At 34.1% G+C, this 22,910-nt stretch carries 25 protein-coding genes and 1 pseudogene; 19 read left to right on the top strand and 7 right to left on the bottom strand.

The genetic code is table 11. From position 1 onward, the window contains the following. Positions 1-15: 15 nt before the first annotated feature. Positions 16-1,140: an LPXTG cell wall anchor domain-containing protein gene (locus ABH955_RS02345; protein WP_002185437.1), complete on the bottom strand. Its 1,125-nt coding sequence runs from the start codon at positions 1,138-1,140 to the stop codon at positions 16-18. 145 nt (positions 1,141-1,285) lie between these two features. After that, a pseudogene (locus ABH955_RS02350) lies at positions 1,286-1,615 on the bottom strand (ATP-binding protein); the annotation flags it as partial. 129 nt (positions 1,616-1,744) lie between these two features. Between ABH955_RS02350 and ABH955_RS02355 the strand changes: the two are divergent. The 3 genes from ABH955_RS02355 to ABH955_RS02365 all read left to right on the top strand — a co-directional run bounded on the left by ABH955_RS02355 (position 1,745) and on the right by ABH955_RS02365 (position 3,531). Continuing rightward, positions 1,745-2,218, top strand: coding sequence for a DUF4188 domain-containing protein (locus tag ABH955_RS02355; RefSeq protein WP_002128099.1), 474 nt, complete (start codon positions 1,745-1,747; stop codon positions 2,216-2,218). Between the two features lie 190 nt (positions 2,219-2,408). Then, entirely contained in the window at positions 2,409-3,329 is a 921-nt protein-coding gene (locus tag ABH955_RS02360; protein ID WP_404453130.1) for a class I SAM-dependent methyltransferase, read from the top strand. 67 nt (positions 3,330-3,396) lie between these two features. Beyond that, positions 3,397-3,531: a hypothetical protein gene (locus tag ABH955_RS02365; protein ID WP_016127259.1), complete on the top strand. Its 135-nt coding sequence runs from the start codon at positions 3,397-3,399 to the stop codon at positions 3,529-3,531. 88 nt (positions 3,532-3,619) lie between these two features. On the opposite strand, the gene ABH955_RS02370 is transcribed toward ABH955_RS02365, so the two are convergent. Next, entirely contained in the window at positions 3,620-4,057 is a 438-nt protein-coding gene (locus tag ABH955_RS02370) for an Lrp/AsnC family transcriptional regulator (protein ID WP_404449915.1), read from the bottom strand. A 142-nt stretch (positions 4,058-4,199) separates the two neighbouring features. Here ABH955_RS02370 and ABH955_RS02375 point away from each other — a divergent pair, with 142 nt between their 5' ends. From ABH955_RS02375 to ABH955_RS02425, 11 genes are all read left to right on the top strand, one after another. Further along, positions 4,200-4,781 (top strand): DJ-1/PfpI family protein, encoded by a 582-nt coding sequence (locus ABH955_RS02375; RefSeq protein WP_404453133.1) that lies wholly within the window; start codon positions 4,200-4,202, stop codon positions 4,779-4,781. Between the two features lie 216 nt (positions 4,782-4,997). Beyond that, positions 4,998-5,633, top strand: a complete 636-nt coding sequence (locus ABH955_RS02380; protein WP_404453136.1) for a LysE family translocator — start codon at positions 4,998-5,000, stop codon at positions 5,631-5,633. Between the two features lie 536 nt (positions 5,634-6,169). Then, positions 6,170-6,673, top strand: a complete 504-nt coding sequence (locus tag ABH955_RS02385; protein WP_404490826.1) for a VOC family protein — start codon at positions 6,170-6,172, stop codon at positions 6,671-6,673. 156 nt (positions 6,674-6,829) lie between these two features. Further along, positions 6,830-7,069 (top strand): hypothetical protein, encoded by a 240-nt coding sequence (locus tag ABH955_RS02390; protein WP_404453142.1) that lies wholly within the window; start codon positions 6,830-6,832, stop codon positions 7,067-7,069. A gap of 65 nt (positions 7,070-7,134) precedes the next feature. Beyond that, positions 7,135-8,247 carry an aminopeptidase gene (locus tag ABH955_RS02395; RefSeq protein WP_404490827.1) on the top strand — a complete coding sequence of 371 codons (1,113 nt, stop codon included), beginning with the start codon at positions 7,135-7,137 and terminating at the stop codon, positions 8,245-8,247. 271 nt (positions 8,248-8,518) lie between these two features. Continuing rightward, positions 8,519-9,757, top strand: coding sequence for a DUF4073 domain-containing protein (locus ABH955_RS02400; protein ID WP_404453147.1), 1,239 nt, complete (start codon positions 8,519-8,521; stop codon positions 9,755-9,757). A gap of 21 nt (positions 9,758-9,778) precedes the next feature. Further along, a complete protein-coding gene (locus ABH955_RS02405) occupies positions 9,779-10,042 on the top strand; it encodes a hypothetical protein (protein WP_113709891.1) in 264 nt (87 codons plus the stop codon). Next, positions 10,029-11,024 (top strand): D-cysteate sulfo-lyase, encoded by a 996-nt coding sequence (cuyA, locus tag ABH955_RS02410; RefSeq protein ID WP_001046600.1) that lies wholly within the window; start codon positions 10,029-10,031, stop codon positions 11,022-11,024. Before ABH955_RS02405 ends, cuyA begins: the two co-directional genes overlap by 14 nt. Before the next feature lie 134 nt (positions 11,025-11,158). Continuing rightward, positions 11,159-11,788: a class I SAM-dependent methyltransferase gene (locus ABH955_RS02415; protein WP_404453151.1), complete on the top strand. Its 630-nt coding sequence runs from the start codon at positions 11,159-11,161 to the stop codon at positions 11,786-11,788. 537 nt (positions 11,789-12,325) lie between these two features. Next, the gene (locus tag ABH955_RS02420; protein ID WP_133116657.1) at positions 12,326-13,771 is read left to right on the top strand and encodes a L,D-transpeptidase family protein; all 1,446 of its coding nucleotides are present in this window, start codon (positions 12,326-12,328) and stop codon (positions 13,769-13,771) included. 349 nt (positions 13,772-14,120) lie between these two features. After that, positions 14,121-14,336 carry a hypothetical protein gene (locus ABH955_RS02425; RefSeq protein ID WP_193665134.1) on the top strand — a complete coding sequence of 72 codons (216 nt, stop codon included), beginning with the start codon at positions 14,121-14,123 and terminating at the stop codon, positions 14,334-14,336. A 302-nt stretch (positions 14,337-14,638) separates the two neighbouring features. Here the strand turns inward: ABH955_RS02425 and ABH955_RS02430 are convergent, their stop codons facing one another. Next, positions 14,639-16,012: a sensor histidine kinase gene (locus ABH955_RS02430; protein WP_404453154.1), complete on the bottom strand. Its 1,374-nt coding sequence runs from the start codon at positions 16,010-16,012 to the stop codon at positions 14,639-14,641. Next, positions 16,009-16,683, bottom strand: a complete 675-nt coding sequence (locus ABH955_RS02435) for a response regulator transcription factor (RefSeq protein WP_219303061.1) — start codon at positions 16,681-16,683, stop codon at positions 16,009-16,011. Before ABH955_RS02435 ends, ABH955_RS02430 begins: the two co-directional genes overlap by 4 nt. Positions 16,684-16,859: 176 nt before the next feature. Here ABH955_RS02435 and ABH955_RS02440 point away from each other — a divergent pair, with 176 nt between their 5' ends. Next, positions 16,860-17,330, top strand: a complete 471-nt coding sequence (locus ABH955_RS02440) for a hypothetical protein (RefSeq protein WP_002128054.1) — start codon at positions 16,860-16,862, stop codon at positions 17,328-17,330. 20 nt (positions 17,331-17,350) lie between these two features. Next, a complete protein-coding gene (locus tag ABH955_RS02445) occupies positions 17,351-17,674 on the top strand; it encodes a PepSY domain-containing protein (protein ID WP_002161193.1) in 324 nt (107 codons plus the stop codon). Between the two features lie 147 nt (positions 17,675-17,821). Here ABH955_RS02445 and ABH955_RS02450 read toward each other — a convergent pair whose 3' ends face one another. Further along, positions 17,822-18,493, bottom strand: coding sequence for a hypothetical protein (locus ABH955_RS02450; protein WP_061674497.1), 672 nt, complete (start codon positions 18,491-18,493; stop codon positions 17,822-17,824). Positions 18,494-18,827: 334 nt separating this feature from the next. On the opposite strand from ABH955_RS02450, the gene ABH955_RS02455 reads away from it, so the two are divergent. Both ABH955_RS02455 and ABH955_RS02460 read left to right on the top strand, forming a co-directional pair. Then, entirely contained in the window at positions 18,828-18,989 is a 162-nt protein-coding gene (locus ABH955_RS02455; RefSeq protein ID WP_002190108.1) for a hypothetical protein, read from the top strand. Positions 18,990-19,309: 320 nt separating this feature from the next. Further along, complete coding sequence (locus ABH955_RS02460; RefSeq protein ID WP_404453156.1) at positions 19,310-19,708, top strand: DUF1259 domain-containing protein; 399 nt, start codon at positions 19,310-19,312, stop codon at positions 19,706-19,708. A 204-nt stretch (positions 19,709-19,912) separates the two neighbouring features. Here ABH955_RS02460 and ABH955_RS02465 read toward each other — a convergent pair whose 3' ends face one another. Further along, on the bottom strand, positions 19,913-20,509 hold the full coding sequence (locus ABH955_RS02465) for a hypothetical protein (RefSeq protein WP_404453159.1): 597 nt from the start codon (positions 20,507-20,509) through the stop codon (positions 19,913-19,915). A gap of 527 nt (positions 20,510-21,036) precedes the next feature. Here ABH955_RS02465 and ABH955_RS02470 point away from each other — a divergent pair. After that, on the top strand, positions 21,037-22,515 hold the full coding sequence (locus tag ABH955_RS02470) for a DHA2 family efflux MFS transporter permease subunit (protein WP_404449214.1): 1,479 nt from the start codon (positions 21,037-21,039) through the stop codon (positions 22,513-22,515). Positions 22,516-22,910 lie beyond the last annotated feature (395 nt).

Consider the following 22,910-nt stretch of genomic DNA (forward strand, 5'->3'; position numbering starts at 1 on the left):
ATAGATATAATGGCTTTATTTTGAGAATAACGTTTTAATTTTATTTCGTGTTACTAATAAAAGTCCACCTAAGACAGATAACATTCCTAAAGGCACGTTACTTGATTGCTCACTACCAGCGTTAGGAAGTTCTCTAGCACTGTTTTTCGCTGGAACAGTAGTATTGTTATTGTCTGTTTGCGTTTGTTTCGATTGTGATACTTCATTAATTTTGTTATCTACATTTTGCTTTGTTGTATGTAACTCAGCTAATTTGTCATCAATTTTTTTCTCAGTATGTTTAAAATCGTTTATTTTAATATCTAAGTCTTGTTTTTTCTTTGTTAAATCATCTGAAACAGTTTGTTTCGCTTGTTTCATTTCGTTTATTTTATTTAGTAAATCTTGTCTAGCTTCTTGTAATTCAGCTAGTTTGTTTTTTACATCTTGTTTAGCTAGTTCTAAGTTAGCGGAAAGACTATCTAAATTGCCTTTAATTTTCTTAAGCTCCTCTAACGTGTTCCCAGTATTCGGCTTATTTTCTTTTAGCTCAGCAAGTTTGTCCTCAGCAGTTTGTTTCGCTTTCTTTAACTCAGCTAATTTGTCATCTACCTGTTTTTTTACTTCCTTAAGTTCATTAACCTTCTGATCGATGTTCTCTTTATGTTGCTTAATTTCATTCACTTTTTCATCGACAGTTTGTTTATGTTCTTTAATCTCAGTAACCTTATTATCGATATTTTGCTTATGTTCTTTAATTTCAGCAACTTTATCATCTACTTGTTTTTTATGCTCTTTAATTTCCGCGATTTTATCCTCGGCAATTTGTTTGTCTTGCTGAAGTTTTGCATCTAACTCTTGTTTATGTTGTTTAATTTCGTTAATTTTTTCATCAGCAACTTGTTTACGCTCATGTAGTTCATTAACCTTTGTGTCAACATTTTCCTTAACTTGGTTAAGTTCATTTAATGTTTGATCCACATTTTCTTTGTGCTGCTGTAATTTCGCATCTAACTCTTGTCTATGTTGCTTAATTTCAGCTAAGCGATCTCCCGTACTTTGCTGGGGAGTAGCTTCATTTACTTCTGCATGAGTAGGGGTAGATCCCGCAATCATTGCTAAAGCTAGTGTAGAAGCAGCGATTGTTTGTTTTGTTTTCATATTTTTGTACCTCTTTCCTATGAGTGAACTCTATTGTGTAAAATTGAGCATATAGAAGTAGATTATTTTATTATTATATACCATGTTCGGCGCCTAGAGGAAGTATTTGCATAATAATCTATGATTATGTGATTCTTATAGTCTCTTATTTTGGGATAGGGGACAAATCTTCAGCAAGATGAACAATTTCTTCTATAGTAGATTTTACATCTTTACTATCGCGAATAACAAACAAATAATCAGCCTCATTTTCTACAGGATCTACCACATCTTCATGCAGTGATTCGGCCTGTTGGCGATTGAGTACCTCTTTGAAACTAGAATAGTTACCTCTAAATATATTTGTACTTCGCTTGCTACGAGTCACTCTTTCATAAAGAACATCATCTGGGATGTCAAAATGAACTAATATGCGTACATATTCCTCTTCCTTAAACAGCTCATTCAGCAAATACATTCGTCCGTTTCGGCTTCTATATACCCTTTATTGTTAAATACGGCCTTTCATAATCTGTGTTAAATTAATTGGAAAATTCAGGGGGGAGTGTTATGGTTTATTTGGGAGCTGTACATTATTTATGTTCAGTAAAAAAGGGGGATTAAAGTGGGGGCTAAAATTTTTAACGGCAGGCATATAGCCAATAGCAAGGATCAAGAATTTGTTGTTTTTATTATTGGTATGCGTATTAATAACCTATTAAAATTTTGGAAGTGGATACCAGTTTTTAATGCTATGGGACCTATGATTAAAGAATTGTATCAAAATCCACAATGGGGTTTCTTACATACAGAATTCTTATTTAGTTGGAGAAAAGTAATCCTAATTCAATACTGGAAGGGATTCGACGAATTAGTAAACTATGCTCACGGAAAAAATCATTCATATGCTTGGAAATCGTACAATAATAAGATTAAAGATAATGGGAGTGTCGGTGTTTTTCACGAAACCTATCAAATAGAAAAAGGTGCTTCTGAAGCAATCTATGTTAATATGCCAAAAACAGGTTTATCTAGAGCTACCGAACACATACCGGTATCTCAAGATACTAATACTGCTCAAAAAAGAATGAATAAATAATTCGGAAAATTGTGTATATAATTTCGGTGTTCCTGCCGGAGAATATACAAAGTGTCGGAGTGTTAGCGGGCTGAAAACTTGACAAAAAAACTTATTTATGCTATAATGTAACAATGTAAAAATAAAGTGTATAATAGGGTTCTCCTGGCCAGGGGGACCCTATTTTTGTTGTGGAAATGAAGGAGAGTGTATGTGCGTGAAAAAAGGTGAAGCAAGTGTAACGTCGTTAGTATCAGCTTTCGGAAGGGCGTATCATAGTGAATTTGATAGTTCTAAAATCTTTGATGATTATGTAGCTAAAGATCTTATTTCACAAAAAGAACGTAATGATATTGAAACGAACATGGTTCAAGGAATACATTTTTTTAATAAAGGCATTGCACAGCAGTTTCAAGACAATCCGAAAGAAATTTTAAAATGGATTACACAAGTTCAATTATCACCAACACCTTTGGCACGCGCGGCATATTGTGAAAGAGTGCTATTACATGAAATTGCATTAGGCGCGAAGCAATACGTCATACTCGGTGCAGGCTTAGACACGTTTAGTTTTAGACACCGAGAATTAGAAAATAAAATAGAAATATTTGAAGTGGATCATCCTTCTACGCAAGCGTTTAAAATACAAAGAGTGAAAGAATCAGGTCTAGAAATTCCAAGCAATCTTCATTTTGTTTCGATGGATTTTACTAAGGATTTCTCTAAGCAAAAATTAGTAAATGAAGGATTTGAAAATAAAAAGACTTTCTTTAGCCTTTTAGGTGTTACGTACTATTTAACAAAAGAGGAACTTTCCAGTTTAATAGAATGTTTATTCGAGATGGTTCCAGAAGGGAGTTCTATCGTTTTTGATTACCCTGATGAAAACTTATTTACGGAAAAAGGATTATCCAATCGAGTTGAAAATATGATAAAGATGGCTGAGATAGGCGGGGAGCCGATGAAATCGTGTTTTTCTTATACCGAAATGGAAGCACTATTAGAAAAGGCGGGCTTACTCATTTATGAGCACTTATCACCAGAGGATATTAATAAACTATATTTTGAGGGACGAAACGATTATTTAGAAGCTTTTGAGACGGTGCATTATGTGCATGCGGTGAAGAAGTAGAGAAGTAGTAGGCATGGGGAGGGATCTCTGTGTCTTTTTTTTGTAAAAAAGGAAATGAGGTGTAGTGATGGGAAGTAATAAGCATGTTGCTATTGGAAGTAGAGGGATTGTGAAGAATAATTTAAATGTTTATATAGGGGGAAGTGCACATCGTTACCCAGCTAATAAAAATGGGTTACCCAAAAACGATAAAAATGATTAGAGACCCTGATTTTTATACAGTCAAAAAATCAGGGCTATTTTTAAAGGATTATTGAGTAAGTAATAGTTAATTGATTGTGCCAGTATTTTTATTTTTCACTAATAAAGGGAGCAATTATTTTTTTTTCATAAGAAGATAACACGATATTCGTTGATGGTGTACCATATTGCATTGTATCATCAATAAATTGTTCTAAACTTTCTACAGAATATGTTGCTAATTTGACAATATAGCTAATTTCCCCTGCTACTCTGTAACACTCAAGTACATCTGGATGATTATAGCAAAAGTTAGCTAATGATTTACAATCCTTTGATTTAAACAATATAAGTGCAGAAATTGGACGGTTTATTTTTTTTAGAGAAACATGTGCATGGTAACCTTCAATAATTTTTTGCTCCTCTAACTTCCGTACTCGCTCAGTTACTGACGGAGCAGATAAGTGAACGGCTTCTGCTAGATCCTTCATTGAAATTTTTGCATTTGACTGTAATAATCCCACGATTTTTTTATCAATTTGATCCATAAATTATCCAACCTTTTTTTATAAAATAGAATAACCTAAATTCCTTATATAATAAAGCCAAACAATCAAATATCCTTATCAAACTTATTTATCAGCCTTATATATTTGTATAAAATAAGGATAACGGGAGGCGATTTACGATATGAAAAAGGTTTTATTATTATTAGCTGATGGATTTGAAGCAGTAGAAGCTAGTGTATTTACAGATGTACTAGGTTGGAATAAATGGGAGGGAGATGGATCAACTGAGGTCGTAACAGTTGGCCTTCGGAATAAATTAACCTGTACTTGGAATTTTACTGTCATACCCGAAAAAACGGTTGATGATATTCAATTAGATGAGTTTGATGCATTAGCTATTCCAGGAGGTTTTGAAGAAGCTGGCTTTTATCGGGATGCATATAGTAGAGAATTCTTACATGTTATTCAACATTTTTATGCCCAGCAGAAGCCTATTGCCAGTATATGTGTCGCATCATTAGCGCTTGGAAAAAGCGGAATTCTTACAGATAAAAAAGCCACCACATACAGTCATCCGACGAGTAAACGAAAAGAGCAGTTAAAGAATTTCGGTGCAATAGTACAAAATGATTTAATCGTTCAAGATGGAAACATTATTACATCTTCAAATCCAGGTACAGCTTTTGATGTTGCATTTTTATTACTTGAAAAACTAACATCTAAAAAGAACGCTAAACATGTAAAGGATCTTATGGGGTTTTAGGCATTGCTCTTCAACAAAGGGGTACTTGGAGTATTTTAAAATATCTTAACGAACATGGTCCAAAAGAGTGGTCATCTAATTGGGTGACTGCTCCAGATAAAAGAGAATGGAAATAATCTGTAATAACAGATGGTAATGAATCGATCAAAGGTAAGTGCCCTTTTCATGCATAATTTAATAAAAAGAATAATAATTGATTAAAATAGGAGAATTTTTATGATTGTAACACTCTTTACATATATATTGTTAGGCTTATCTTTATCAATACCTGCAGGTGCTATGACTGTCCAAATGACTAAACAAGGAATGAGAAATGGTTTCGTACATGGTTGGTTTGTAGGTATAGGAGGAATGACTGTAGATTTATCTTTAATAGTTCTGATTTATCTAGGGTTCTCTAGTGTATTAACCAATCCGTGGGTAGAAGCAGTTATGTGGTTACTAGGTTTTGGGTTTTTAATGTTTATTGGAATAGAAAGTATTAAAGAAGCAAAGTCAGAAGTTAACATAGAGGGAGAAGATCCTAATAAATCTTTATTAACAGCTTATTTATCTGGTTTTATGATTGCTATATCACCGGCTAATATTGTCTTTTGGATAGGGGTCTTTGGGCCGGTTCTAGTTTCTTCATTAGGTAGTGCAAGTACATCAACATTTATATTAATAGCTGTAGGTATTTTATTAGGTATCTTTATGCATGATATGGTCTTATTAAGCTTTGTTCATTTTACTAGACGGTTTCTAAATCCAACCTTTATTAAAGGGGTATCTATATTTGCCGCAATAGTACTATTCGGATTTAGTGGTTATTTTGGTTACGAGTTTATAAAACAAGTAATTACTTTTATTTAAAAAGCATAACTCTTATAAACTTAAATATGGTAGTTGAAATATAGATGAAAAAGATACGCATTTTAAACCTAAACGCAACGTAATTGTAAATATGTTATATTACGTAGGCATCCCCTCAAAAATTTTTTGATTCCTGGGGGAGGGTTAAATTCCTTACACATAGCCTTTAAAAAAGAAACAACCTTTACTATAATTGACGGTGTATGAACTTAGCTTGATAGTGATGGGGTAATTGCACATACCTATTTACTGAAAAATATTAACTAACTCCAAGAGTCAAAAGCGCTATTCTTACTAAAAGAATAGCGCTTTTTTATTATTTTAGTATGATTTCATCTGAATGTATTGGAGATTTCTCCTGCAAAAGTAGTAGAATTTTTATTTGAATTTACTACCTCAGTTGGATTTATCATATTTCAATTTCGATAGAATAGTAAATAGGTATATTGGATATGGAGATAAATTACAATGATTATACATACTTCAGATTTAGAATTACAGTAACTACTTAACTAATAAAGAAAGGAATAAGCAGAATGATACAGAACATATATGAAACACATTTACATGTAAGAGATTTAGAAAAGGCGATAGATTTCTATCAAAATAAGTTGGGGTTAGCATTAGCAAGAAAACTATCCAAAAGAAAGGTGGCCTTCTTTTGGGTAGGAGAAAGTAAAAAGCAAATGCTTGGATTATGGGAAGTACATAATATTGAAGATTTTGAGATAAAACACTTTGCTTTTGGTGTAGATTTAGAATTTCTAAAGTCTTCTAAATTGTGGTTAGAGAATCGTGGAATAGAAGTGGTGGGAAGCCAAGGGAAAGGAAATCAAGAGCCAATTGTCCAAAGGTGGATGCCAGCTGCAAGTGTATACTTTCTGGATTGTGATGGGAATAAATTAGAGTTTATTTCTATGTTACATGATAATCCAGATGAATTAGAATACGCATCTTATTTAAGTGAATGGGGTGCGGAGCACCTGGCTAAAAAACAGGATTCGTTCAACGAAAAAGTAAATATCAAGCACAAGAATTAATTCCTTTATGTGTATGGCTTAGTCGTACTCCATTCAGCGGTACACTTTCTTCAACAAGTTTCAGCTAACCTTTGAACTCAAAAGATACGTTCAGTACAAAAAATTGCTATTGGAAGTAGGGGATTATGAAAAAAAATCAATGTTTATATAGGGGTAGTGGCGGCTGTAAGCATTTTTATCCTTTCAATTGTTTTTCTATATTTTAACCCTTACAGCAATCAAACACTTAATAAGGAACTATATATCACTGTATTTTTCATGTTTTTGCTTCCTTCTTTTTTAGCAGTAATTGCGGCAGTTGCAAGGAAAAAGGATTTTATGATTGCTTGTAGCATTTGGTTGTTACCAGGAACTTTTTATTTTGGTGTAGCGGTGATTCCGGCTGTTTGGAATTAATATATTTTATTTCTAATTGTTTATTGTGTATCTATTGTTTGGATGAAAAAGGGGTGAAGAGTCTCATGAAGCGAGAACTATCGAAGTTAGCGGATGTACTAGTCAATCATTCAACTAAAGTGCAGCCCGATGATCAAGTATTGATTCAAAGTGTTACTGAAATAGATCCCGCAGTAGTTCGTGAAATTATTAAGTTTGTGGAAAAAGCAGGGGGATACGCACATGTATCAATGCGTGATGTTTCTGTTACAAGGCAATTGATTCTATCAGGATCTGAAGAACAATTTAAGTTATTTGCAGATTGGGAATGTTACCGCTTAAGTAAGATGCAAGTATATATTAATCTCCGTAGCCCTAGAAATGCATATGAATTAGCAGATGTGCCAGCAGGAAAAATGAAGTTATATCAAAAGATATTTGGAAAAGCTCATAGTGAAGCAGTGTATAAAACAAGATGGGTGACAACTCGAATTCCGAATGCGGGGTCTGCGCAAGAAGCGAATATGAGCACTGAGGCTTATGAAAAATTTTATTATGATGTATGTACGTTAGATTACAATAAAATGTCGAAAGCAATGGAGCCATTAAAAGAATTAATGGAAAAGACAAAGCAAGTTAGGATTATTGGAGAAGGTACGGATTTGAATTTTTCAATTGAAGGAATTGGCGTTTTAAAAGGAGATGGAACGGATGATATACCTGATGGTGAAGTGTATACAGCACCTGTTAAAAATTCAGTAAATGGAGTAATAACGTTTAACACAGTATCTGTTCAACAAGGTTATGCGTTTCAAAATATAAAGTTACATGTCAGACAAGGGAAAATAATAGAGGCATATGCAAATGATACAGAGCGAATGAATCGAATTCTTGATACGGATGAGGGAGCAAGATATATTGGAGAATTTGCACTAGCTTTTAATCCTTACATATTACACCCAATGAATAATACGTTATTCGATGAAAAAATAAATGGTAGTTATCATGTAGCAATTGGAGATTCGTTACAAGGTGCAGATAATGGGAATAAATCAGCGATACATTGGGATTTAGTAAACATTCAAAGGCCAGAGTATGGCGGGGGTGAAATTTGGTTCGATGACGTACTGATAAGAAAAGATGGACGTTTTATTTTACAAGAGCTGTTCAGATTAAATGAAGAAAATTTGAAGGGGTAAAGTGCTTTATTGAGAGTGTGTAAAGTAGATTAAAATACAACATATTAAACGAAGCGATTTATCGCGTAACTATACATTCATTTAATATTAGTAGGTTAACTGAAAAGATAGCTCCATGAGGAGTGTAAAAACGACAAAATCTCTTAAAAAACAATTAATTTTTAACGTCATCTATCTTTACAATCCCTCCTTATAATTTGAATTGGGCAAGCATCTAAGAGAAAGCAGAACATGTCAGTTTATACATTTTATTATTAGGGGGAGAAATTGTATGAAAAAGGTAGTTGCTTCGTTAGCCGTTATGGCAGTGTTATTACCAACGTTTTCGATGAATGCTGAGGGAAAAGAACAAGCACAAGCACGAAAAACAGCGACGATGTTTAATGTTATTAGTGACATTCAAGGGGATTTATCGGATTTTGATCACGTATTAAAAGATATGAACAAAGTGACGCCGCTATCTAGAGCACTTATTATGAATGGGGATATAACGTCAAAAGGACAGCAATCACAATATGATGATGTGAAGCGTGTGTTAAACCAAAACAAGCATCCGGAAAATGTATGGTCGGCTATTGGGAACCATGAGTTTTACGCTGGGAAATGGACAGCTGATGGAAAGTTATCTCAAAGTACATGGCCAAACGGTGTAGCAGAAGATACGCTATTTAATCGATATTTGAAATTTAGCGGACAAGAAAAGGTGTACCATAAAAAAGAATTAGATGGTTATCCACTATTATTTTTAGGGACAGAAAAATATATGAGGTACCATGATTCAAAAATGTCAGATCAAGTGTACTTAAGTGAGGAACAATTAGGTTGGCTGAAACAAAATTTAGAAGACTACAGTCAAAAAGATAAAAATAAGCCGATTTTTATTTTTTCTCACCACGTTTTACCTGATTCTGTATCTGGTTCAAGACAATCACCGTATTTAAATGACTATTTAAACGTGGATAAATTGTACGATATATTAAAAGATTACCCGCAAGTTGTCTTTTTCACGAGCCATACGCACTGGGATTTAAATTTACCAGACTGGGCTGGTAAAAAGAAAATTGCAGGCGGAGATGAAAAAGGATTTACAGTTGTAAATACGGGCGGCATTGAAACAGGATGGAGGTCAGCTGGTCCAAATGGCGGCGAGATTCATGCTCCGGATGGATCTTCTTTTAAACAAGGGTTGCAAGTGAAAGCATATGGTAACGATGTTGTCGTAACGGCTTACGATTATAAACGTGATAAAGGTATAAAGAACTTATTAATTAGTGATGCAAAAATTGCACAAATGGCACCAGATGTAACGGCTGATGATAGTAAAAACGTAATCGTTGGTGCAACAGAGTATATGGAGTACAATGTAGAAGGAACGAATGAGTGGTACACGTACAATAAAGCGAATCCTCCAAAATTTGATGGGAACAAAATTGTATACGTACGCCATAAAGGCGAAATGAATTTAGAGCCAGGATTAACGCAGCTTCTTCGTTTTTCGGTAAATAAGTGATTGGTAAGGGCCTACTTCTTAATGAGTGGGCTCTTTTTATTTTGTCGTTTTTTATCGGCAAGTCGATATATTTTAAGTATCGGTCGATATAATTTGAGAATCGCTGATATAAATTTCATGTACCGTATTGAAGTTAAAATCGTTAATGCAATTTCATGCACCGAAACGAAATTCCCTACATTTTTAATCCAGAAAGGTGACTTCATCATTTTTCCATGTAATAATAGTATGGTTACATTTACTGTGAAAGAGTATAAAAGGAGCGTTATTGATGAATTTAGCTAAATTTCCGAGAAAAAAATATACAGAATCATATACACCAATTGAAAAATTAAACAATTTTTCTGAAGCACTTGGTGGGCCAACTATTTATTTTAAACGAGATGATTTACTTGGTTTAACAGCTGGCGGTAATAAGACGAGAAAGTTAGAGTTTCTAGTTGCGGATGCACAGGAAAAGGGTGCAGATACGTTAATTACAGCTGGTGGTATTCAGTCAAACCATTGCCGTCTAACACTTGCAGCTGCGGTAAAAGAAAAAATGAAATGTATTCTTGTGTTAGAAGAAGGGCTTGAGCCAGAAGAAAAGCCAGACTTTAACGGAAACTATTTCTTATATCATTTATTAGGTGCTGAAAACGTAATTGTTGTGCCAAACGGAGCAGATCTTATGGAAGAGATGCATAAAGTAGCGAAAGAAGTTAGTGAAAAAGGTAATACACCATATGTAATACCAGTTGGTGGATCAAATCCTACTGGTGCAATGGGATACATTGCTTGTGCGCAAGAAATTATGGCTCAGTCATTTGAGCAAGGAATTGATTTCAGTTCAGTTGTTTGTGTAAGTGGTAGCGCTGGTATGCATGCTGGTTTAATTACTGGCTTTTCCGGAACGCAAAGCAAAATTCCTGTAATCGGAATAAATGTAAGTAGAGGAAAAGCGGAGCAAGAAGAGAAAGTAGCAAAACTTGTAGATGAAACTTCAGCTCACGTTGGTATCCCAAACTCTATTTCACGCGAAGCAGTTACATGCTTTGATGAATATGTAGGACCAGGATACGCTTTACCAACACCAGAAATGGTTGAAGCAGTACAGTTACTTGCGAAAACTGAAGGTATTTTACTTGACCCAGTTTATACAGGTAAAGCAGTAGCGGGACTAATCGATTTAATTAGAAAAGGTAAATTTAATAAAGAGGACAACATTTTATTCGTACATTCAGGTGGTTCACCAGCTTTATATGCGAATACATCTCTGTTTGCGTAAGTGTGAAAAAGCATTGGATATCCAATGCTTTTTGTTTTAAATTAATGTTGAAATTTGATACAATTTCGTGAATATGCGATGATTTTTCAACATTCAATGGTGAATAACGATATATATATATAGGAGATTGATGTATGACAGAATTTTGGGAAGCAAGTTTTATAGAAAATCAAATGATGTGGGGATTTGAACCTTCAGATTCCGCAATTTTGACGAAGGACATTTTCCTTGAAAAGAAAGTGAAGGATATATTGATTCCTGGTATTGGGTACGGTAGAAATGCGAAGGTTTTTATTGATAACGGAATACATGTAACAGGTATTGAAATTTCAAAAACGGCGATTGAATTGGCGAGGGCAAATGAACTCAATGCTAATTTCTTCCACGGTTCAGTTACGGATATGCCTTTTGATAACAAACTGTATGACGGTATATTTTGTTATGCACTTATTCATTTGTTGAATAAGGATGAGAGAGAGAAGTTTATTAAAGATTGTTATAGTCAGTTAAAACCAAACGGATATATGATTTTTACTACTATTTCTAAAGATGCCCCAATGTTTGGGAAGGGGAAACAACTTGGTAAAGACTACTTCGAGATAATGGAAGGGGTAAAAATGTATTTTTATGATGTTGACTCGGTACAACAAGACTTTGGAAAATATGGACTGATGGAAACTACGGAAATTGTGGAGCCACATAAAAATATGGCAAGTAAACCTCCATTTAAATTTATAATGATCAAATGTCAAAAAACACTATAATTACAATTGTGTAAAAAATAGTGAAAGGTTACTTAATAAGCTGGTTGAGTAAGCGATTCACTCATTGTTCTTTAAAGGCGAAGTAAGGGGAGTCAAATGGCGTCCCTTACTTCGCTTAATTTAGGTTTAAAACATGTTTTAAACTTCCAACGAATTATTTGTTATATAATGGAATTATTGAAGCGTGAGAGGGGTGATTATATGAGTACAACATTAAGAGGGGTCATATACACAATACTCATTATTTCTATAATATTAATAATTTTTTTAGGTTACGGATTATATTTGTATTTTAAGTGAAATGATAACCGAACCAAAGGGAAATAAAATAGTACTTAACTTTTTCAGATTTTTTGTAATGATTCACTACTTGTAAGGGATTATTCAGTGTGTCTTTCTATTAAAAAGTCTAAATTTAATCAATTAAATGCGATAAAATCTTTTTAAAAATAATGAAATTTTAGGAAAAATAAGGTACACTAGTCAATGGTTTTAGTTTAAAATCGATTGACGTTAATGTATACGGGGGAAAGATTGATGAACAATAATCCAATAAATGAATCAGTTGAAGAAGTTGAGAGAAAACGAGTAAGATCAAGCAAACGTTTTACAAATTGGAAGCTTATTGCAGCGGGTGTTGGTGTAATTGTACTTCTCATTGGAGGAATGAGTTATTATCAGGCAACTCACTTCAATTCAAATGTTACGATTAATGACACAAAAGTCGGTGGTCTGAACGCTGATCAGGCAATACAGAAATTAAAAACATCTGGACTAGAAAACAAAGTCTATGTTGATCAACAACAAATTTTAGATGAAAAAGATACAAAAACGGAACTTACGGAAAAAGATTTGCCTCAAGTTAAGAAACTATTAAAAAGCCAGTGGACATTTTTCCCTTCCTCAAAGGAAAAAAAATATTCAGTGCTACCGGAAAAGGCGGATCAGTATCGTAGTGAAACGATGAAAAAACTTGTAGAAGAAAAGCTCATCTCTATGAATGAAAAACTACAAGCGCCTCAAGATGCTATGGCGAAGCTGGAACAAGGAAAAGTTGTTATTTCGAAGAGCGTTGATGGAAAACAGTATGACGTTACTAGTCTACTGAAAGATTACGACAAGCAGAAGTATAAAAGTGAAATTCATCTGAAGTCTACATACATACAGCCTATTAAAGAAGACGATCCGATTGTTAAAAAAGAGGAGAAAGCACTACAGAATCTTCTTGGGCAGTCAGTTGAATATAAAGTGCAGAATGAAGTGTATCCTTTAAAAGCGAAAGATTTAATTCAAAATGCCTCTATGTCAAAGGATATGAAAGTTACAATCGATGCGAGCGACATTAAGAATAAGATTGCTGAAATTAATAATGCTAAATCAACATTAAATAAAAATTTCAGCTTTAAAACCCATTCCGGTTCGGTCATATCAGTAAAAGGACAAGGCTACGGCTGGGCACTAGATGTTGAAAAAGAAACAAAACAAGTTCAACAAGCTTTTGAAAAGGGTGAAAAATCGCTATCTGCTTCTAATATCCATGGAAATGGTTGGGAGAAGGAAGGTATCGGTTATGAAACAACATCGAATAATGGCATCGGAGACACGTATGCGGAAGTTTCAATTGCAGATCAACAAATTTGGATTTATAAAGATGGGAAATTAGTCGTCACAACAAATGTAGTAACTGGTAAACATAGCACGAGTGAAGATACATCACCAGGTGTGTGGTACGTTCTATATAAACGAACACCATACACGCTGAAAGGCAGCGCAGTAGGTAAAGCTGATTATGCAGTTAAAGTAGATTACTGGGTTCCATTCACAAATAGTGGCCAAGGATTCCATGATGCAGGCTGGCGAAAAGACTGGGCAAATAATGCTTATTTAACAGGGGGATCAGGCGGGTGTGTAAACCTTCTTCCTAATGTTGCAAAAACTGTATATGATAGTTTGAACACTAATGATCCAGTTATTGTGTACTAGAAAATAGCTACGTATCAAAAAATAAATAAAGTAGGAAATCTTATCTGATGGTACATGAAAAAACACCTCTTGAATTCGCATATTTAGTGTGCAAATTCAATGGAGGTGTTTTTGTTTGAAAACAAGAGTTCATTGCCTATAAGAAACGAAGTAGAAAGAGATTGAGATGATAAATAGATATTCAAATAGTCAATAAAATTGACACTGAATATCATTTTCATTTATTATGAAGTCGTCACATGTAATTGGACATGATTTTTGTGAAAAAGTTTACTTTTTTATTAATATAATAGATTTCTATTAAGGTGTCCCATTTAAGAATTAAAACGTAGGAAAGGGTAAAATAAAAATGAACTGGAAAAAAGGCGGATTATGGATTATTATTTTTTTCATTGTAAAAGGTACGATTTCTACACTTTTAATAGTTACAGGTGCTAAATATTTTGATTTATCATTTATGCAACTTTTCATACTAATACTGATCTTATTACTGATTTCTCTCATAAGTCGAAAATTGCTGCATAGACATAAACAAAACAAAAAGCAAAAAGAGCTAAATATATAATGAAGCCTCTTACTATTTGTGGAAAGTAAAACTCCCAGCTCAAAATTTAGGTGGGTACAGAAGTTTGTTGGGAGCTGATTAAAGTCATGATCTATGTTGATTAGAATATTTCAGATTGTTGAATGGTATACTTGGAAAATAGATTTAAGTAGATGGTTTTATAAAATCTCATATATAGCTAAAAAGAGTAACTCCATTTTGATCGCTTTTTTTCAAAATGGAGTTTTTGTATTTACTTTTAAATAAGGACTGAAGAGAGCTTTTTAATCAATCTGTATTCTAAAGCTAAAACCGAGCATACATTATGCTCGGTTTTCAATTGGTAGTTTAAATGTAAAAGTACTGCCTTCTCCTAATTCACTTTCAACGGTAATTTCTCCTCCGTGTAGTTCTATAATCCATTTTACCATCGACAATCCTAAACCTGTGTTTCCATTGTTTGAAGATGTTCGTGCTGCGTCAACTCGATAGAAGCGGTCCCATATTTTCACAATATGCTGCTCGCTGATGCCTATGCCATTATCGGAGACTTTACCTATTATGTTGGTTTCATCCCGGAACAGTTGCATATTCACAGTGCCGTTCGCTTTGCTATAAGCAATCGCATTCGTTAGTAAATTCATTAATAAACGCATCATCAATGTTTGATCTGCTTTAATAAACAGGTCTTCCTCTATATGTGTTGTTATATTAATCGAAGCTTCTTGAACCATTAATGAAAGCTCTTCTACAACGATTTCCGTTAATTCACTCATATTGATACATTCAAATTGAAAAGTATTATGCTTTTCTTGGTCAACTCGTGCTAATAATAAGAGTTGCGAGATTAACGCGGACATTTTACGCGATTGCCTTAAAATTACTTCTAACGATTCTTCCATTTCTTTCGGATTATTCCTCTGCGATAAAGCGTATTCGCATTGCGAAATAATAACAGATGTTGGTGTTCTTAATTCATGAGATGCGTCAGATGTAAATTGTTTTTCACTTTCGAATGATGTCTCCAATCGCTCAAACATTTTGTCAAAGGTTTGTGCTAAATGATACATTTCGTCTTTCGATGAACCTTGTAAATTAATTCTCTTCGAAAGGTCTTTACCATCACCAATTTCACTGGCTGAATCACTCATTTGTTGCACAGGTCGAAACGCTCTTTGCGTAATAAAATATCCTCCCACTGCCGCAATGAGAATAAGTAATGGAAATGAGATGAGTGTTACCACAATAAGCGTATTCATGGTCGATGATAATTGATTCATGGTCATTATGCCACGAACCCAGACTTGCTCATCGCCGCCTACATTATGGAGAAAATCATATACTATCCATTCCTTATTACCGTCTTTAATGGTTTGTATTTCATCGGATTTAAGCGATACCTTTTTATTAAAGGTTGTTGGATTATGTCCTGCCATCAGCTCACCTTGTTTACTATAAATGATGATATTTACTCCATCTTCTAAGGCCTCAAATTCATCGTCAATCTTTAACTGTCCATGCTTATATTCGATATCTTCAATGCTTTCTTTTACTGTGCTCTTCAATTGATTTTTCATATTAAAAAGCAAAACTTTATCTGACGAAGTTAAAATAAAAGCTAACACGAGTGCCATAATAATTACAACTAGCCCCGTATACCATAGGGTCACTCTCATTTTTATTGATAGTCTTTTCATGATTCTACTCGCAATACGTAACCAGTTCCTCGTACTGTATGAATTAACTTCGTTTCAAACTGGCTATCAATTTTTTTGCGAAGATAGCGGACGTAAACATCAATAATATTCGAGCCACCTTCATAGTCGTAATTCCACACATGTTGCTCAATTTTATCTCGTGTCAACACAACGTCTTTATTACGAATCATATATTCTAAAATAGCAAATTCTTTACTGGAAAGATTGATAACTTGATCTCCTCTTGTTACTTTATGCATATTGCAATCCACCACTAGGTCAGCGATTTCAAACACATTAGATGTATTTCCTGTTTTTCTTCGCATCAACACTCGAATTCTTGCTAACAGCTCATCAAAAGCAAAGGGCTTTACTAAATAATCGTCCGCACCTAAGTCGAGTCCTGTTACGCGATCATCAATTGTATCTTTAGCTGTAAGAAGCAAGACAGGAGTTGTATTATTGTCCGCACGTAATCTTTGTAATACTTGTAAACCATCTATTCCGGGAATCATAATGTCAAGCACAATCAAATCGTAGGTAGCCATGCTTATATAATCCAAAGCATCTTCTCCATTCCCACATCCATCGACACTATAATATTCTGCATTTAATCGTTTTACCAATATATTTTGTAAGTCTTTTTCATCTTCGACAATAAGAACTCGCATTAACATTCTCCTTTTCTTCTTATTTATATGTATCACTATAATTCCGAAACATTAAAGAAAGATTAGAAACTATTTAATTATATCATTTTATTTTTTTGCGCATTAATCTTCCTTTAATGTTTGTTCAGTAATATAAGGACATGGATAAGGTGCACATGTAAAGGGAGGAGAACATAATGGGAAAATGGATGATGATTGGAGCAATGTCTTGTTTATTCTTAACAGCTTGTTCTACTCAAGCTGATAACGATACAGAAATACAACAACTGAAAGTAGAAAACGATACATCACAAAAAGAAGGTACGCAACTACAACAAGAACCACACAAAACAGGGCCTGCTATGAATGATACTAAGCAAACACAAGATTTCAAAAACGAAGTCACATCTATTGTAGAAAAGGCAAATAATACGAAACCAGTTGGAGCAAAAGAAGATAACTTAAATACGTACTTAGCAGCAAAAAAAGAAATTGACCAATTAGATGACAAGATAGATCTATCTGATGATCAGCTAGAAGCAGATTTTCACGCTGGAACGATAACTGTTGAACAATATCAAATACAAGAAAGAGAACAAGATATACTTGAAGATCAATTAGAGCAAGCAGAAAATGTACTTGAAGCAAGATTTGGAATAAATGATTAATTATTCAGGAGTGGATGGAAATGTTAAAACATAAAAAGAAAATAATTATAAGTGTAATTGCTATTTTAGTAAGTGGTATTGCTATTGTTGGTGGATATTATGGTATGGGCTACAATTATGCGAAAAAGAATGAAAACTATACAGAGAAACAAGTTCGTGAAATTTCTTTAGCTCATACAAATGGAGAAATTATTAATGTGAAAAAAGAATTCGAATTAGAAGATGACAACTTAGCTCAATCTAAATTTGAATATGAAGTGGAAATCAAGACACCTGAGAATCTATTAAATATTTTAAAGGTTAGTGCTAGAACAGGTACAATAGAAATCAATAATGAAGATTAAAAAATTATCGACAAATAAAATATCGCGTATTTGAAAAAATCCAATAAGCTGCCCATATGGACAGCTTATTTAAATAATTCTCGTTAGCGGAAGTAAAAAATGCTACTTATTTAACATTAGCACTCCGTTAGTTTAAGAACAATTGAGTTAATAAATATATCTAAAAGTCTCATATTCGCCATAATTGATAACGGTTTTAAATTCTCCTCCACCATTTTTATCCTTTAAAAAAGCATCCATCTTATCATCTTTAATATTGTAATGTCTCTTATTCAGAAAGCCTACACTTCGGATTGTTGGATGTTCTAAAATTGGTGATAAGTCACCATCTAACACATTAGTATCAACAAATCTAAAGTCAATTAGATTAGGGAAATGATTTAAAAAATTCAAATTCTCAAGATTACCGCAAGAATTAAGGCACAGAACCCGAAGATTCTTCAGAGAGAATAATTCTTCATTTGGTACAAATTTCTTTGATTGATTAATATGTAAATATTCTAGCGTATCGGCTAATCCAGACAAACCAAAATCATTTTGTAATTTAGTACAATAATGTAATTCTAAACGCTTTAATTTATTCATTTTTTCTACCCCAAGGAAATCGTGTATATTGGACCAGTTTAATTCTAAATAGAGGAGATTTTCTGGCATACCCAAAAAGTTGCCAAGCTTATTTTTTTTATGATACCAAAAAGTTAAATACTCAATATTTTCAAGCTGCATCTCATTAAATTTATCTTCTTTTAAGTTTAAGCAAGCCTGAAGATCATCTGGTATTTGTTCAAACCAAATTGTGTTATTTCTCCAGTTATCCATTTTGAATCGCCCCTATATTCATCATTATTTCTTCTATCTTATCATTTGGACTTATTAAACTAAACTACCGGCTAGCTAAATAAAGAAAAATGAATTTCATTGCTATAAAAGCCTCTAATTTTTCGTTTTGAGGAAACCTTTTCTATTAGATTTATAGACATGTGGTGTTAACACCATAAACAATGTTTTTGATTATAAAATAGAGTACTAAGCATCCGATTTGAAAGCAGATATCCCTGAAAGTGCTAAACCTAAGCAAAAAAATTAACCATCCTATGCAAGAAAGTTTAGATAGCTAAAAGCATATGTTTTATTGAAAGGGTGTGATTGAATTATGGAACGGACGAATTGGGGAATTGGAGGATTAGTATTTGTTGGCTGCATGTTTCTTGGCGGAGGAGTGGGATCTATATTAGGCGATACTCATGCTGGATGGCTAATAGGAATGGGCGCTGGATTTATTGGGATGGCTTTAACGAGACTGGTCAGAAAGTAATATAACGGGATTCTTCTTATGATGAACAATGTAATTAATTAATGGCATAAGAGCTCTATAAATTATAGTTAGAACCTTATCTTTAGTATTTGTCTTTTCTAAATTTCTCCATACATAGATACGATTCTCAAGTTGGAGGCTGGCACCTTAGGGTGTCTTTTTTATGCTCTTTAAAAATGTTTTAACATATAATAGCCGAGTTAATTCAAGTAATCAAGCTAATAGATTTCGTTAGATTGCTATCATCTTTTTTGTAATAGAATAGATTCATTACCGTTTCAGACGTATGTATTCATTCATAACCTAACAGTAAAAGGGGGATGATTCAAGGTATGGCGTTTAATGATGAATTAATTTGTCAACAGTTTGCAAGAATTATCGGTGGCCAAGAAGGATTCGCCGGTGGAAAATGCGTGGCAACAATAAATCGGGATGAAATACAAGCAACTATCTTAGGAAAACGTTTTAGAGTAACAACTTCCTTCTCATTCGAATCAAGAGATAATAAAACTGGACGGGCATTATGTCTAGGGCGGATAGCGCTCTTACAAAAAGAAGTTACTGAATTTGTTGCTACAATTATTAAACAAGGAATAATCGTTTCGTCTATACACAATGAGTGGTTATGTGATGAGCCGAATTTAATTTACGTTAATATCGAAGACGTTGATGATCCGCTAAGTTTCGCAAGGAAAGTTAGAAGAGCGTTATGCAATTAACCAATTTATTTAGTTAAATGAGCAATATAAAAGGATCTTTAATTGAAAGATCCTTTCATACATAAGATGAAGGTTTTCCCTTGTATTTTATTAATTAAGTTCGCTTGACTAGCAAACGAACTTGGAGGGAGTACTGGAACCTATACAATAAATACATTGAGGGGGCATGTTTGAGCTATGGACCTATCCTCCCGTTCTAATTAACTAAAAGAAGAATTTTCCCATACCGATTAGACTACTAAGCATTCCGATTCCATTCATGGTGCCTTTTCCTGCTGTCAGTAAGTTTCCAAGCATTCCTGGCTGCCCGTTATTCCCCCATCCCATGGGATTTATCTGTCCTCCCCATCCTGGAGAATTTCCAAAAACACCCCAGTTATTATTGGTATTAAAATTAAAAGCTTTGGCTGGCGGTGATAGTAAAGCGGCAATATGACCCTGTGCGAACATCCCTGTATGATTGAATGGTTGGGGCCAGGGGATGGGAGGTTTTTGAAAATTAAAACCTGCATGGCCTGGTAATGGAGCCCAATTACCAGGATGTCCTTGGGGCATCATCCCTGCATAATGGATTGGCTGACCTAAAGGGAAGGGAGGGGGCTCGGGAGTGAAACCCGTATAATTGGCTGGTGAATCCCAACCAAATGGATAGACTCGACAACTCAAATTCTCAGGAACCTTCAGACCATCCATTCCCTGAGCTTTAGTTATTTGAGGTTGTGAATGTAATGATGACATTGAAATTTGGTTATTATATTGCTCCCCGTTTCCATTTGAATTCAAATACCAATATTGGTGCATAAGCTTATTCCCCTCACTTTAAAAATGTAATGTTAGACTTAGCCTATGTAATATTCCTTTTTATGGATGGTTACATAACTAGATTTACAAGCCCGTATTTAAAAGAATGGGTGAGTGGTCTTGTTGATTTATCCCGCTATTTGTGGGTAGTAAGACACCGCCCCCTCAAAATTCAGCGAAAGCAAAGAAGTTTGAGGGGGGGGACTGCCTGTAAAAGTCCCACTGAGTAAAGTTTCACTTTATTTTAGAAGGGTATTTTCAGTTGCTCCTTTTGTTTATTTCAGCCTAATTTAATTTCGGTTAACAAACGTGTTTAAATATTCATTCAAAATCTTATTTAAATGTTTATAAAGGTTTAATCAATAAAAAAGATTTTAAAATGTTATGTCGAGCAAATAGAATTGCTAAAAAGAGAATATCCATTCGAAGAGTTTGGCAAAATACTGCAAGGACAATATATTCTTATGCAGATATACAAACGATTTAAACTAATCAATGGAATTTATAATGAAGGGGCAAATAAATATATGAGTGAAACATTACATAAAAGAAAACCACCATATTTAATGCTTGTAATCCTTTTTATTGGGGCATTTGTTTCATTTCTAAATAACTCGCTTTTAAATGTAGCTTTGCCATCAATAATGAAAGATTTAGACATTAAAGATTATTCAACGATCCAGTGGCTTTCTACAGGGTATATGCTTGTAAGTGGTATATTAATTCCGGCATCAGCATTTTTAATAACCCGCTTCTCCAATAGGAGCTTATTTATTACATCTATGGTGATTTTTATTTTTGGTACGGCCTTAGCGGCTTTAGCACCGAACTTTAGTTTATTACTTACTGGCCGGATGGTTCAAGCAGCAGGTTCTTCAGTCATGGGGCCTTTGTTAATGAATATTATGCTAGTAAGCTTTCCAAGAGAAAAAAGGGGAACCGCAATGGGGATTTTTGGATTAGTTATGATTACAGCTCCAGCAATTGGACCGACACTATCAGGTTATATTGTAGAGTATTATGACTGGCGTTTGCTTTTTGAAATGATTTTACCGTTAGCAATCATTAGTTTACTGTTAGGGATTTGGAAATCTGAGAACGTCATGAGACAAAATAAAAATGCAAAACTTGATTATCTCTCATTACTATTATCTTCTGTCGGTTTTGGCGGTTTGTTATATGGATTCAGTTCTGCAAGCTCCGACGGTTGGACGAATAAAATTGTTTTAACAACCTTAATCATAGGCGCTATTGCCCTAATTGCTTTCATTGTCCGCCAATTAAAAATGAATGAACCGTTATTGGATTTACGTGTTTACAAGTACCCAATGTTTGCACTTGCGTCTGTAATTGCAATTGTTAACGCAGTGGCCATGTTTTCGGGTATGATTTTAACACCAGCTTATGTACAAAACGTCCGTGGTATTTCTCCACTGAGCTCTGGGCTGATGATGCTCCCAGGTGCGGTAATAATGGGGGTTATGTCACCCATTACAGGTAAACTATTTGATAAATATGGCCCTCGGATTCTTGGTATAGTAGGACTTTCCATTACAGCTGTTTCAACTTATATGCTGGCAAACCTGCAAATCGAATCTAGTCACACACATATTATTCTTATTTACACATTGCGGATGTTTGGGATGGCGATGGTGATGATGCCACTTATGACAAACGGACTTAATCAATTACCAACTCGCTTAAATCCGCACGGTACAGCTGTTAATAATACAGCTCAACAAGTGTCCGGTTCGATTGGTACTGCTATTCTTGTTACGATTATGAATTCTGTAACAAAAACAAAAGCTGAAAGTCTAATGGTTGATGTAGATCCTACAACCTTCACAGAGGCTACGAAGGCAATGTTAACTCAGAAGGCTTTATTATCCGGAATTCAATATTCATTCTATGTAGCGCTTGGCATGAATGTTGTTGCACTACTATTAGTTTTTTTCGTTAAACGTGTAGATACAAGCGCGGAAGCTGTCGAGAGGTTAAATCGGTAGGGAAAAATAAGACTCTAGATCATGATTCCTACAAGTTTTTTTACTGTTTAGTTAGACTATGAAGAAATGCAAATTTCTGCTGCTAAGGCGCTGGTATTTAAATTTGGAAAAGGACCAGTGAAATAATTATATATAGTAAAAAGGATCTGATATTCATATCAGATCCTTTTTCATTAGTAACACAGTATACTTGCTTATCGTATTTGTTTGAATTGACATTAGGAACTACTGGTTTTCCCAATACTACAATCTTTAGCTCTCAATTTGTGATAAACATTATAATAATACGCTTCATTTTAATTTAGTATTTTCTCTGCAAGTTATAAATCTAATATCAACAAACAACTTAGATTACCAACCTTATAAGCAATATCATAATCGTGAATAGTTCGGGA

Origin of the sequence: Bacillus sp. RC240, from assembly GCF_044907945.1 — a bacterium.
Taxonomy (GTDB): domain Bacteria; phylum Bacillota; class Bacilli; order Bacillales; family Bacillaceae_G; genus Bacillus_A; species Bacillus_A mycoides.